The organism is Frigoribacterium faeni (assembly GCF_011761235.1).
GTDB classification, from domain to species: domain Bacteria; phylum Actinomycetota; class Actinomycetes; order Actinomycetales; family Microbacteriaceae; genus Frigoribacterium; species Frigoribacterium faeni_A.
On the sequence record NZ_JAAOYW010000001.1, the window covers coordinates 1,065,426 to 1,078,073 of the forward strand.

The window sequence follows — 12,648 nt, forward strand, 5'->3', positions numbered from 1 at the left end:
ACCGCCGCCGACCGACCACGACCAGGGGAACACCACGATGGACTCGACCGCACACGGCACCGACGCCGTCCGCGCCTCCGCTCCGCTGCAGCTCGCTGACGACCGCCGGGTCCGCCTCGAGCGCACGGTCCGCCTGCACCGCGCCCCCGTCTTCGTGCTCACCTGGCTCGACCTGCCGAACGACGGCTCCGACCCTGCCCTGCCCCTCGGCACCTGCCTCGTGCTGCGTCGCGTCGGCGGCCAGACGCCCCGCGACGTCGTCGTCGACCTGCCCGGTGGCGTCGCCCGCCGCACGGACGCGCTGCGTCGCCGCTCGACGATGGGTGTCGCCACCCCGACCGAGATCGGCGCCCTCGCCGAGCACGGCACCCTGTTCGTCGAGTGGACCTCGTCGGACGGCGTGCGCCGCACGACCTGGCTGCGCGTGCCGACCGTGCCCGCGCGCTACCGCGTCCGCCCCTCCGCGTAGCGAACCGCGGGCGCCTCCGGGCCGCCCGTCACCGCCGGCGCGCTGCCGCCGGCCGTCCCGTCAGCGCCGGTGCGCCGCCGCCGGGTGCGTCGCGGGCAGGCGCGGACCGCCTCCCGTGAGCCGCTCGCGCAGCGTCTCGCCCGGCACGTACGCCTCGCGCACCCGGCCCCGCCGCCGCAGCTCGGGCACGACCAGCTCGACGAAGTCGCGCAGGGTGTCGAACGAGTGGTACTGCCGCAGGTTGATGCCGTCGATCCCCTCCTCGTCGAGCCAGCGCTCGATCTCGTCCGCCACGACCGTGGGGGTGCCGGCGACGAAGAACGCCCCGCCCCACGCCTCGTCGACGCTCGCCACGAGCTGCCCGACGGTGATGTCGAGGGGCAGGGAGGCGGCTCCCGGGTGGTCGAGACGACCCTCGGCCGTGAGCGCCTCGCGCACCGTGGTCGCGGGGTCGTGCGACAGCGCGTCGAACGGCACGCTGCGGTGCACGAGCGCGCCCTGCTCGCTGGCGAACGACTTGTAGCGGGCCAGCTTCTCGGCCACCGCCTCCTCGGTCTCGGCCGTGACGACCCCCGCCTGCACGATGAAGCGGACGTCGTCGGCGGCCCGGCCGAGCTCGACGGCGGCGGCGCGCGTCGCCTCGGCCACGCGGGCCACCGCCCGGCCGCCCGTGAAGACGACCTCGGCGTTGCGCGCGGCCTGCTCGACGCCGGTCGGCGACGCGGTCGCGAGGAACAGCACGGGCGTGCGCTGCGGCGAGGGCTCGCTCAGGTGCGGGCCGACCACCTTGTAGAAGCGGCCGTCGTGGTCGATCGTGTGCACCTTGGTCGGGTCGGTGTAGACGCCCGAGCCGGGGGCCAGGCCGTCGGCGGTCGGGTCGGCGACGACGGCGTCGTCCTCCCACGAGCCCTCCCAGAGCGCGTAGACCACGTCGAGGTACTCGGCGGCGCGCGCGTAGCGCTCCTCCTTCGGGATCTCGGCGTCGAGGCCGAAGTTCCGGGCCGCGCTGGGCAGGTACGACGTGACGACGTTCCAGCCGACGCGCCCCTTGGTCAGGTGGTCGAGGGTCGACATGCGGCGGGCGAAGGCGAAGGGCGGCTCGTAGCTGGTCGAGGCGGTCACGCCGAAGCCGAGGTGCTCGGTGACCGCCGCCATCACGGGCACGACGAGCATCGGGTCGTTCGCGGGCGCCTGGATGCCCTCGAGCAGCGCCGCCTCGGGGCCGTCGCCGTAGACGTCGTAGGTGCCCAGCACGTCGGCGAGGAACACCGCGTCGAAGCCGCCCCGCTCGGCGAGCCGCGCGAGCTCGGTCCAGTAGGCGATGTCGGTGTACTCGCGGCGGTGGTTGCCGGGCAGCCGCCAGAGGCCGTGCGTGATGTGGCCGACGCAGTTCATCTCGAACAGGTTCAGGATCAGCGGCTTCTTCGCGGCCGCCGGGGCTGCGTCGGTCTCGGGTGCGGTGTCGTCGGTCACCCCGACGACACTGCCACAGCAGGAGGCGCGGGCCGAGGCCCGTGACGCCCCGCGTCACGTGGTACCCCGGTACCACGACGACGGCACCGCGCTCCGACGAGGGCGCGCGTCGCGCTCCGTAGCGTCGGGGACATGATCGAAGCCAGCCACCTCACCAAGCGCCACGGCGCCTCCCTCGCCGTCGACGACGTGTCGTTCACCGTCGCGCCGGGCACCGTCACCGGGTTCCTCGGGCCCAACGGTGCCGGCAAGTCGACCACCATGCGCATGGTCGTCGGGCTCGACCGGCCCACCTCGGGCACGGTCACCGTGAACGGCCGTCGGTACGCCGACAGCCCCGCCCCGCTGCAGGAGGTGGGGGTGCTGCTCGACGCCGGCGCCTCCCACCCGGGACGCACCGCCCGCGCCCACCTGCGCACCGTGGCCCGGACGCACGGCATCCCCGACCGCCGCGTCGACGACGTCATCGCCCTCACGGGCCTCGAGCCGGTCGCACGTCGCCGCGCCGGCACCTTCTCCCTCGGCATGCGCCAGCGCCTCGGCATCGCCACCGCGCTGCTCGGCGACCCCTCCACGATCGTCCTCGACGAGCCGGTGAACGGCCTCGACCCCGAGGGCGTCGTCTGGGTGCGGCGGCTCTGCCGCTCGCTCGCCGCCGAGGGACGGGCCGTGCTGCTCTCGAGCCACCTCATGAGCGAGATGGCGCAGACCGCCGACCACCTCGTCGTGCTCGGCCGGGGCCGCGTCATCGCGGACGAGTCCGTCGCGGACGTCATCGCCAGGGCGGGCGGCGACCGCGTCGCCGTCCGGACCGACGCGGCCGACCGCCTCGAGGCCCTGCTGCGGCCCCTCGGCGCCACCGTCGCCCACCTGCCCGACGGCCGGCTCGAGGTGGGCGGCCTCGGCACGGAGCAGATCGCTGCCGCCGCCGGGCCGGCCGGAGTGCTGCTGTACGAGCTCACGCCGGTGCAGCCGTCGCTCGAGGACGCCTTCTTCGGCCTCACCGACGACTCGGTCGAGTACCGGTCCGGGTCGACCAGTCAGGTGTGACCGGCCGCGCCGCCCCCGGGAGGTGCGTCGCGGCGGCGTCGTGACCGGCGCCTCCTGAGACCTTGACCGGCTCGGCGCCGTCGGCCCGCGCCCGGGTCGCCCTCGGCCGCACTGCCGCGGCTCTCCCACCTCATCCCCTTCCCCTCGTTCGGAGACCACCATGACCACGACCACGCCCCTGCTCCGCCCGCTCGACCGGGCACCGCGCCTCACGTTCGCCCACGTGGTGGACTCGGAGCGGACCAAGCTGCTGACCCTCCGCTCGACCGCGCTCGTCGGGCTGCTCGTCTTCGCCCTGACCGCCGCCGCCGGCGCCTCGGTCGCCGCCACCGACGCGACCGACCCCGCCGGGGCGCTCGCCGACGGCGTCGCGACCACCGTCCGCACGATCTCGTACGGCGACCTCGTCGGCCAGCTCTTCGTCGCCGTGCTCGCGGTGCTCGTCGTCACCCAGGAGCACGCGACCGGCCAGGGCCGCACCACCTACGCGGCCGTGCCCCGGCGCCTGCCCGTGCTCGCGGCCAAGACCCTCGTGGCCGCGGCCGGCGTCGCCGTGCTGTCGGTCGTCTCGTCGATCGCGGCCTGGGGCGCGTCGACCGCCGTGCTGTGGAGCACGGGCCTGCGGACCTCGCTCCTCGCCCCCGAGGTGCTGCAGGTCATCGGCGGAACGGCCGCGTGGCTCGTGCTGCTCGCCGTCGTCTCCGTGATGATGGCCACGCTGCTGCGCAACTCAGCGGCGGCGATCGCGGTCGTGTTCGGCCTGCTGTTCGTGCTGCCCCTCGCGGTGACCGTGCTCAGCCAGGGCGCCGGGTCCGACCTCTCCGTGTACCTGCTGACGTACGCTGGCGGCACCATGGACCACCTGTTCACGGGCACCGAGCCCGCCGCCGACCTGGGCCGCGACCTCGCGGTCGTCGCCGCGTGGCTGGTCGTCCCGGCCGTGGCCGCGGGCTGGGCCACCGTCCGGCGCGACGTCTGAGATGCGCGTGCGCCGCGCCTCCTCGGCTCCCGGGTCTGCGTCGTCTCCCGGCGCGGCCGGCGGGTCTGCCGAGCTGACCACGTCGGCCGGCGGGGGCGCGGGCCGAGCCCCCGCCGGCGGTGCGCCGGGCGGGGGCTCCGCCGTCGAGGCGCTGCGCCCGCCGGGGGCGATCCGCCGACGCCTCGCCGCCCACCCCGTCGCGACCGACGTCGTCGTCGCCCTCGCGGCCGCGGCCCTCGGCCTCGTCAGCGGCGTCGCCAAGATCGACACGTGGGTCGTCGTCCCGTCCGCGCCGTGGCCCTGGTACGTGCTCTGGCTCGTCTCGTACGGCAGCCTCCTCGCGCGTCGCCGGGCGCCCGTCGTCGTCACGGCCGTCGCCTTCGCCGCGCTCCTCGCCCAGACGGCCACGGGCCAGGTGACCCTGCCGTGGGCGGTGCTGATCGCGCTGTACTCCGTGGCGGTGCACCGGGGAGCCCGGTGGGCGTGGGGCTGCGCGGCCGCCGTCGTGGGGCTCATCGCGGTCGCGTCGCCGGTGGTCCCGCAGCTCGAGCCGCCCGTGGGAGCGGCCTCCGGCATCGTCGTCGTCGTGCTGGTCGGCCTGAACGTGCGCAGCCGGCGCCTGTACCTCGCGGCCCTGCTCGACCGGGCGGCCCAGCTCGAGCGCGACCGGGACCAGGAGGTGCGCCTCGCGACGGGTGCGGAGCGCGCCCGCATCGCCCGCGAGCTGCACGACGTCGTCGCCCACGGCATGTCCGTGATGATCAGCCTCTCGGACGGGGCGGAGGCGGTCGCCGACCTCGACCCCGCCCGCAGCCGGGACGCGGTGCGGCAGATCGGCGTCGTCGGGCGCGAGTCCCTCGCCGACATGAGGCGCCTCCTCGGGGTGCTGCACGAGGGCGACGAGACCGCCGCCCTCGCGCCCCAGCCGGGACTCGACGACCTCGACGCGCTCGTCGAGACCTACCGGTCGGCGGGACTTCCGGTCGCACTGACGCGGGTCGGCGAGCTGCCGACGGGGTCGGCCGTGCAGGTGGTGCTGTTCCGGACCGTGCAGGAGGGGCTGACGAACGCCCTCCGCTACGCCGAGCAGCCGGGACGGGTGTCGGTGGTGCTGCGCGCGGCGGGGGTGGACGTCGGTGCGGGTGCGGACGGTGCTGCTGGCGCGGCTGCGGGCGGGGTGGGTGGTGCGGCTGGCGCGGCTGCGGGCGGGGTGAGCGTCGAGGTCGCCGACGACGGCCGGGGCACGATCCCGGCCGCGTCGGTCGGGACGGAGCGCGGACTCGTCGGCCTGCGTGAGCGCGCCGCGCTCTTCGGGGGCACGCTGGAGGCCGGACCCCGTGCCGAGCTCGGCGGTCGGGGCTGGCGCCTCCTGCTGACGTTGCCGGGCACCGGCCAGGTGGACGGCGCGGCGGGTGCCGACGCCGGAGGCGGGGCGGTCGGCGACGGCGGTTCGCCCGGATCCCCTGAGGAGCACGAGGAGGCCCCGTGACCGACACCACCGTGATGCTCGTCGACGACCAGGACCTGCTGCGCACCGGCATGGCGATGGTGCTCGGCGCCCAGCCAGGGCTGCGGGTCGTGGGCGAGGCGTCCGACGGCCTCGCGGCCGTCGAGCGGGACGCCGAGCTGCGCCCCGACGTCGTCCTGATGGACGTGCGCATGCCCGGACTCGACGGCATCGAGGCGACGCGCCGCATCGTCGCGGCCCGCCCCGAGGCCCGCGTGCTCGTGCTGACCACCTTCGACCTCGACGAGTACGCGTTCGGCGGCCTGAACGCGGGCGCGAGCGGGTTCCTGCTCAAGGACGCCCCGCCCGCCGAGCTCGTCGCGGCCATCCGCACCGTCGCCGCGGGCGACGCGATCGTCTCGCCGCGGGTGACCCGCGCGATGCTCGACCTGTACCGAGGTCGGCTGCCCGACGCCGGGGACGCCCGCCGTCCCTCCTCGCTGGACTCCCTCTCGGAGCGCGAGCGCGAGGTCCTCCTGGCCATCGGACGCGGGCTGAGCAACTCGGAGATCGCCGGTGAGCTGTTCCTCTCGGAGTCGACCGTCAAGACGCACGTCGGGCGCGTGCTCGCCAAGCTCGAGCTGCGCGACCGGGTGCACGCGGTGATCTTCGCGTACGAGAACGGCCTCGTCGGCGGCTGAGGCGCGCGGGCCGGCGGCCCGCCCCGCGCGGGCCGCGCCGGACAGGCGTCGAGGATTCAGGTGCCGATGGCCGGGTGCAGCCTGCTCCCCCTCACCGGAGCGGCGCCCGGCGACCCCGCCTGAACCGTCGACGCGATGCGGGGTTGGGCGGGGGCGGACTGGCGGGCGGCGGGCGGCGGGCACGCGAGCGGGGTCGAGCCGGGCCTGGCCAGGCCGGGCCCCGCCTGGCCGCGACGACGGGCTCGTCGACGCGTCGAGGACTCAGGCGACGATGGCGGACAGCCGCGCGCTCGCCCCGCGCCGCGGAGGCGCCCGGCGCACCGCGCCTGAATCCTCGACACGACTGATGCGACGCGACCGCGACGCGACGCGACCGCGACGACACGCGACGTCGGCGCGGCTGCGGGCGCTCCGCGCCTCGCGCGCGCCCGCTCAGCGCGGGCGGCGCCCGCCCCGCACCGCGGGCCCCGCGGGCACCGACCCCGTGCGCGCCGCCTGCACCGTCGCGATCGACTCCGTCACGACCGACACGGACGAGGTGATGGTGCGCAGGTTCGACGTCGACAGCGTGGTCTGCGTGTGCCCGGTGGTCGGGAACCCGCGGCGGGCGAGGACGACCACCACGAGGCTGGCGCCCACGACGACGGCCGCCGCGAAGGGCAGGGCGCCCAGGCCGAGGCCGCCGATCCCGAAGACCTGTGCGCCGAGCGCGGCCCCGCCGGCGATGCCGACGTTCGAGCCGGCGTTGACGAGGGCTCCGGCGATGTCCGGGCTGACGCCTCCGGTGCGGATCGCGGCGGCCATGAACAGGGTGCCGGTGGTGCCGTTCGCGGCGACCCAGAGACCGGCGACCACGAACGTGCCGACCAACGAGTCGTGGACGAAGGGCAGGGCCGCGAGGGCCACGGCCATGACGGCGACGGCCGCGACGAGCGTCTGCCGCGGCGCTCGGTCGACGAACGCTCCCGCCGTCAACAGGCCCACGATCCCGGTGACCCCGAGCACGAGCAGGGCGGGCGCGACGGCGTCCTCGCCGAGCCCGGCCGTCACCAGGTACGGGCCGATGTACGTGTAGACGACGTAGTGCCCGGCGAAGAGCAGCAGGTCGGCGACGACGACCGCGAGCAGCCCGGACCGGGCCCACGCGGTGACCGACCCCAGGTGCGGCGACGACTCGCCCCGCACCGCCGGGAGGAACACCACGGCGACCACGGCGAGCACCGCGGAGGCGATCGCGACCGCGAACACCGCCGAGCGCCAGCCCAGGTGGTCGCCGACCGTCGTCGCCACGGGCACGCCGAGCACGAAGCCGAGCGAGCTGCCCGAGTAGACGAAGGCGATGGCCCGCCCGGCGAGGCGCGGCGGCACGATGCGCGTCGCGTAGGCGGACGCGACCGAGAAGAACAGGGCGTGGGCGACGCCGCCGACGACGCGTCCGACGCAGACCAGCTCGAAGTTCGGCGCGAGCGCCACGATGAGGTTCGAGGCGGTGTAGCCGCCGAGCGTCGCCACGAGCACGGCCTTGCGCGGAACGCGGGCCGTCGCCCAGGTGAGCGGCAGCGCGAGCAGGGCCACCGCGAGGGCGTAGACGGTGACCACGATGCCCATGCGCGACTCCGAGACGCCGAGGTCGGCGCTCATCGTCGAGAGCAGCCCGACCGGCATCAGCTCGGTGGTGATGGCGAAGAACGTGGCCAGGCCGAGCACCGCGATGCCGACGATGGCCGACGGCGTCAGCACGTGCGGCGTGCCGTCGTGGCCGTGGGTCGGGCGCGGTCCGGGCGTCTCGATGCCGCTGACGCGCATCGAGCCGGTGTAGGTCGACGGCACGCGCTCAGGGGCGAGGGCGGCGTCGGGACGCGGGGTGTTCTCGGGCACGGTCGGGCCTCCTGGACGGGCCGGGACGGCGCGCACGACGAAGAGGCATCGTCGGGGCTCGCGAGGACGACCAGGCCCGGAAGGAGAACGCGGGAGGTGTCGGGAGGCGAGGCGCGCTCGTCACGGCAGATGGGACGGGCGGTCAGGGTGGGGCCACTCCACGACGAGGGCGTCCCTCCAGTGTGACACGGCCCCCCTCCCCCTCCGCAAGGTCGGGGCGGGCATCCGGTCCGGGCCCGGACCGTCCGCCGGTCAGGAGGCGCGGCGTGCGGCCAGCGCCGCCTCGAGCAGGTCGGTGAGCACGGTGCCGCGCGACCCTGCGTCCTCCGGGTGCCACTGCACGCACCAGACGGGCGCCTCCTCGTGCTCGACCGCCTCGACGGTGCCGTCGTCCGCGCGGGCCACGACGCGGAGGCCCGTGCCGACGCGCCCGACGGCCTGGTGGTGCGAGCTGCGCACGTCGAGCTCGGTCGCGCCGAGCGCACGGGCGAGCCGGCTGTCGGGCTCGACGGCGACGCGGTGGTCGACCATGCTGTCGGCGGGGTCGTCGCCCACGTGGCCTCCCTCGTGGAGGTGCTGCACCAGGTCGCCGCCGAGCGCCACGTTGACGAGCTGCATGCCCCGGCAGATGCCGACGAGCGGGGTGTTCCCGGCGACCGCCTGCCGCACGAGGGCGACCTGCGCTCGGTCGGCCGCGGGGAACGTCTGGCCGAGGTGCGGGTCGTCGGCGTCGCCGCCGTAGAAGGAGGGGTCGACGTCCTCTCCCCCGGTGACGACGACGGCGTCGGCCGCCGCGAGCCGTGCGTCGAGCTCGTCCTGCGGCAGCTGCGCCGCCGGCACCCGGTCGACGACGAAGCCGACGGCGGAGGCCGCGGTGACGACGCTCGCGGTCAGGCGCTGCAGCTCGGCCTCGAAGGCCGGTCGTCGCGGCCGCCGTCGGCCACGTCGACGACGAGCAGGACGGGGCGCGGACGGGCGAGCGAGGCGTCGTCGTGTCGAGGACTCAGGTCGGACATGTCGACATCGTGCCAGGAGCGGGCCGCGGGGGCCCCGCTCGACGCGCGCACCTGAGTGCTCGACGGCCCCCGCACGCGCCGGACCGCTACCGTCGGAGGCGTGCTGCCGGCCCCTGTTCCGCGCAGCGGAGAGGGATGACATGTTCGAAGCGGAGAACCTGCGCGACTGGATCGGCCTGCCGGTCGTCGACCCGAGCGGCGACAAGATCGGGCAGCTCGAGAGCGTCTACTTCGACACCTCGTCGGACAGCCCGTCGTTCGCGACGGTCCAGGCCGGCCTCGTCGGCAAGAAGCTGCTCTTCGTGCCGCTCGACGGCGCGGTCGTCGCGCCGAAGCACCTCAAGGTGCAGTTCGACAAGAAGCTCGTCAAGGACGCCCCGTCCATCGACACCGACGGCGAGCTCGAGGCCTCGCAGGAGGCCGACGTCTTCGCCCACTACGGCCTGCCCTACGCCCTGGGCACCGGCGGCGAGCGGCGTCTCGGCCGCCGCTGACACGGCGGCGGGACACGAGGAGGCGCGGTGCGACAGGCACCGCGCCTCCCGTCGTCGGGGCATGCGGGAACGTCGGGCTGCCGGGGCCTTGAGGGACGTGGGGCCGCCGGGCTGCCGGGCCCTGAGGGCCGCCGGGCCTACGGGGCGTCGGGGCATCGGGCCGTCGGGGCCGGGAAGCAGCTAGGCCAGCACGCCGAGGTGCTCGAGCAGGATGCTCGTGCCGATCAGGATGAGCACGACACCGCCCGCGATCTCGGCTGGCTTGCCGAAGCGTGCTCCGACGCGGTGGCCCACCAGCACGCCGACGAACGTGAGCACGGTGGTCGTCACGCCGATGAGCAGGACGGCCCAGCCGATCGACACGGGCAGGAACGCCAGCGTCACGCCGACGGCCAGCGCGTCGATGCTCGTGGCGACGGCGAGCAGCAGCAGCTCGCGCGTCGAGATGCGGTCGACGTCCTCCTCGTCGTCGGCGCCGGCGCGGAACGCCTCCCAGAGCATCTTCGCGCCGATCAGGCTGAGCAGGCCGAACGCGATCCAGTGGTCGATGTCGGCGATGTACCGCGCGAAGGCCGTGCCGAGCAGCCAGCCCGCCAGGGGCATCAGCGCCTGGAACACGCCGAACGTGACGGCGATGACGGCGGCGCCCCGCACGGTGAAGCGGCGCATGTGGAGCCCCTTGCCGAGGGCGACGGCGAAGGCGTCGGCAGAGACGCCGAGGGCGATGAACAGCAGGGCCCAGAAGCTCACGACGGGCTCCTCTCAGGACGGCGACAGCGGGCGTCGTCGCCCCGGAACCCGTCGATCCTGCCACGTCCCGCAGCACCAGCGGGACGAAAAAGACCTGATCAGACAACTTCGGGACGCCGAATTCGCGGTGTCGGCGACCCGCGCCTCCTGAGCCCCGGCACGGGGGCCCCGGCGACCGGGCCGGGAGGCGACGGGTGCGGGCGTGCCGACCCGCACCTCCTCGTGTCAGGCCGGTCGGCGGACGGTGCTGACGACGTCGACGAGGCTCGGCCGTGCCGGGGCCGAGCCGAAGCCGAAGCGGACGGGGGGCGAGAGCGGGGCGAGGGCTCCGAGGTCGACGCCGCCGCGGGTCGCCGTCACGGCGTCGAGGTCGCGGACGAGCGTGACGCCGTAGAACTCGCGACGGCCGCCGCCCGCGGTGCCGGCCGTGCGGGCTCCCCGCACGAGCACGCGCGCCACCGGGTCGACGAGGGCCAGCCACGCGGGGCGGGTCGCGATCGACGCGGGCACCGCGCGGAGCAGGGCGCCGAGCCACGAGATCCGCCCGACGACGAGCGTCACGTCGAGGTCGCCCGCCGTCACGGCGATGCCGCCGTCGACCCGTCGCCGCGTCACGGGCACGACCCGCACCTCGTCGAACGAGTAGGTCGACGACACGTAGTCGGCGACCTCGGGCGACGGGGCGAGCAGGAGGCGGTGGCCGCGGGAGTCCTCGAGCATCACGTCGGCGAAGCGGCCGAGCGGCGAGTCGTCCCACATGCCGATCACGACACGGGTGCCGGAGGCCGTGCCGAAGCCGGCGATGCGGCCTCGGAACCGGTCGTCGGGGAGCCGTGCGGACGACGGGGTCGGGCGGGTGCGGCCGGCGGGACGGGCGGGGCTGGCGGGGCTGGCGGGGCTGGCGGGGCGGAGGCGCGGCATGGGGCGAGGCTACGCGGGCCGGGCCGTCGAGGATTCAGGTCGTGGGCGGCGGCACGGGCGCGTTCGGCGGCTGGTGGCGCCGGGTCGGGGCAGGACGCCTGAGTGCTCGACGGGGGCGGCCCGCGCCGCACCCCGGCGACCCCGCGCAGGCTGGCCGGCCAGGCCGCCCGCGCCGCGCCGCCCCCGGCGACCCCGCGCTGGCCGGCGGGCGGCTCGGCTCAGTACCCCGCGTCGACGTCCACGACGCCGACGGGCTCGCCGCCCTCGGCCAGCGCCCGGACGTTCTCGGCGACGCGAGCCTGGAAGAGCGGCTCGGTCATGGCGTTCGTGTTCGCCTGGTGCGGGGTGACCAGGGCACGCGGCTCGTGCCAGAGGGGGTGCCCGTCGGGCAGCGGCTCGGGGTCGACGACGTCGAGCCCGGCACCGCCGATCTCGCCCGCGGCGAGCGCCGCGACGAGCGCGTCGGTGTCGACGAGCGGGCCGCGCGCGATGTTCACGAGCACGGCCGTCGACTTCATCGCCGCGAGCTCGGCCTCGCCCACGATGTGCGCCGTGCCGTCGGTGAGCGCGGCCGCGACCACGACGACGTCCATGTCGGGGAGCACCTCCGCCAGCTGGGCGGACGTGACCGTGCGCGCGGCGCCGGGGACCTCCCGCGGGGTGCGGACCACCATCGTCACCTCGACGTCGAACACCCCGAGCAGCCGCAGCAGCTCGGTGCCGATGCCGCCCGCGCCGATGATCAGCACGCGCGAGCCGTTCAGCGAGATGCCGCGCTGCTCGTCCTCCCACGAGGTCGCCCGGGCACGGACCTGCAGCGACCGCAGCGTCGCCAGGGTGAGCGCGAGCGCGTGCTCGGCGACCGGCGCGCTGTACGCGCCCTTGGCGCTGGTGAAGACGAGCCCCTCGCGCCGCGTGGCGCGCATCGTGTCGACGTAGGCGTCGACCCCGGCGCTCGGCAGCTGCACGACCGACACGTCCGGGTGCTCGTCGACGGCGCGGCGGAGCTCGTCCTGGTCGATGCGGCCGCCGACGACGATCATCCGCGTCTCCGGGCCGAGCTCGACGAGGCGGGCGCCCGCCTCCTCGACGGCCCGGGTGGCCGGTGCGACGCCCCAGGCTCCAGCGCCTCCGCCCTGGTCTGCGGACGGGAGGACGGTCACGGCGATGTCGGTCATCGCCCCAACCTAGCCACCGGGTCGGCGGCCGGCCGGGCCGGCCGCGTCGCCTACTCGACGCGGCGGTCGTCGCCGAGCGACGGCGGCCGCCGTCGAGGGCTCAGGAGGCGGTCGTCGCCACCGCCCGGAGGCCGGCCCCGCCGGCGGCTCGCCTCGCCCGGCACCTGAGTCGTCGACGGTGGGAGCCGGTGCCCGTCGTCCACCTCGACGACGTGCCCGCTCCTCCCCCGGGCCGGTCGTCCGCTCAGCCGTCCACAGCACGCCCCCTCCGCCGAGCGGCCCGGGCACGAGG

General features: G+C 75.9%; 13 protein-coding genes. 6 read left to right on the forward strand and 7 right to left on the reverse strand.

What is annotated here, in order from left to right; translation table 11 throughout:
* Positions 1-37 precede the first annotated feature (37 nt).
* Positions 38-469, forward strand: coding sequence for a hypothetical protein (locus FHR78_RS04910; protein WP_166759328.1), 432 nt, complete (start codon positions 38-40; stop codon positions 467-469).
* Between the two features lie 60 nt (positions 470-529).
* Here the strand turns inward: FHR78_RS04910 and FHR78_RS04915 are convergent, their stop codons facing one another.
* Positions 530-1,942: an NtaA/DmoA family FMN-dependent monooxygenase gene (locus FHR78_RS04915; protein WP_347878054.1), complete on the reverse strand. Its 1,413-nt coding sequence runs from the start codon at positions 1,940-1,942 to the stop codon at positions 530-532.
* Positions 1,943-2,074: 132 nt separating this feature from the next.
* On the opposite strand from FHR78_RS04915, the gene FHR78_RS04920 reads away from it, so the two are divergent.
* The 4 genes from FHR78_RS04920 to FHR78_RS04935 all read left to right on the forward strand — a co-directional run bounded on the left by FHR78_RS04920 (position 2,075) and on the right by FHR78_RS04935 (position 6,119).
* The gene (locus FHR78_RS04920) at positions 2,075-2,992 is read left to right on the forward strand and encodes an ABC transporter ATP-binding protein (protein WP_166759329.1); all 918 of its coding nucleotides are present in this window, start codon (positions 2,075-2,077) and stop codon (positions 2,990-2,992) included.
* A 160-nt stretch (positions 2,993-3,152) separates the two neighbouring features.
* Positions 3,153-3,971, forward strand: a complete 819-nt coding sequence (locus tag FHR78_RS04925) for a hypothetical protein (protein ID WP_166759330.1) — start codon at positions 3,153-3,155, stop codon at positions 3,969-3,971.
* A 7-nt stretch (positions 3,972-3,978) separates the two neighbouring features.
* A complete protein-coding gene (locus FHR78_RS15355; RefSeq protein ID WP_166759331.1) occupies positions 3,979-5,460 on the forward strand; it encodes a histidine kinase in 1,482 nt (493 codons plus the stop codon).
* A gap of 14 nt (positions 5,461-5,474) precedes the next feature.
* The gene (locus FHR78_RS04935) at positions 5,475-6,119 is read left to right on the forward strand and encodes a response regulator (protein ID WP_166759723.1); all 645 of its coding nucleotides are present in this window, start codon (positions 5,475-5,477) and stop codon (positions 6,117-6,119) included.
* Positions 6,120-6,551: 432 nt separating this feature from the next.
* Here FHR78_RS04935 and FHR78_RS04940 read toward each other — a convergent pair whose 3' ends face one another.
* The 3 genes from FHR78_RS04940 to FHR78_RS15360 form a co-directional block, all read right to left on the reverse strand.
* The gene (locus FHR78_RS04940; protein ID WP_166759332.1) at positions 6,552-7,997 is read right to left on the reverse strand and encodes an MFS transporter; all 1,446 of its coding nucleotides are present in this window, start codon (positions 7,995-7,997) and stop codon (positions 6,552-6,554) included.
* A gap of 252 nt (positions 7,998-8,249) precedes the next feature.
* Positions 8,250-8,837 (reverse strand): gamma-glutamyl-gamma-aminobutyrate hydrolase family protein, encoded by a 588-nt coding sequence (locus FHR78_RS04945; protein ID WP_347878055.1) that lies wholly within the window; start codon positions 8,835-8,837, stop codon positions 8,250-8,252.
* Between the two features lie 50 nt (positions 8,838-8,887).
* Complete coding sequence (locus tag FHR78_RS15360; RefSeq protein ID WP_279589937.1) at positions 8,888-9,013, reverse strand: hypothetical protein; 126 nt, start codon at positions 9,011-9,013, stop codon at positions 8,888-8,890.
* A 140-nt stretch (positions 9,014-9,153) separates the two neighbouring features.
* On the opposite strand from FHR78_RS15360, the gene FHR78_RS04950 reads away from it, so the two are divergent.
* Positions 9,154-9,507: a PRC-barrel domain-containing protein gene (locus tag FHR78_RS04950; RefSeq protein WP_166759334.1), complete on the forward strand. Its 354-nt coding sequence runs from the start codon at positions 9,154-9,156 to the stop codon at positions 9,505-9,507.
* 180 nt (positions 9,508-9,687) lie between these two features.
* Here FHR78_RS04950 and FHR78_RS04955 read toward each other — a convergent pair whose 3' ends face one another.
* The 3 genes from FHR78_RS04955 to FHR78_RS04965 all read right to left on the reverse strand — a co-directional run bounded on the left by FHR78_RS04955 (position 9,688) and on the right by FHR78_RS04965 (position 12,356).
* Entirely contained in the window at positions 9,688-10,257 is a 570-nt protein-coding gene (locus tag FHR78_RS04955) for a manganese efflux pump (RefSeq protein WP_166759335.1), read from the reverse strand.
* 225 nt (positions 10,258-10,482) lie between these two features.
* A complete protein-coding gene (locus tag FHR78_RS04960; RefSeq protein WP_243862008.1) occupies positions 10,483-11,178 on the reverse strand; it encodes a hypothetical protein in 696 nt (231 codons plus the stop codon).
* A 218-nt stretch (positions 11,179-11,396) separates the two neighbouring features.
* Positions 11,397-12,356, reverse strand: coding sequence for a D-isomer specific 2-hydroxyacid dehydrogenase family protein (locus FHR78_RS04965; RefSeq protein WP_166759336.1), 960 nt, complete (start codon positions 12,354-12,356; stop codon positions 11,397-11,399).
* Positions 12,357-12,648: the final 292 nt, after the last annotated feature.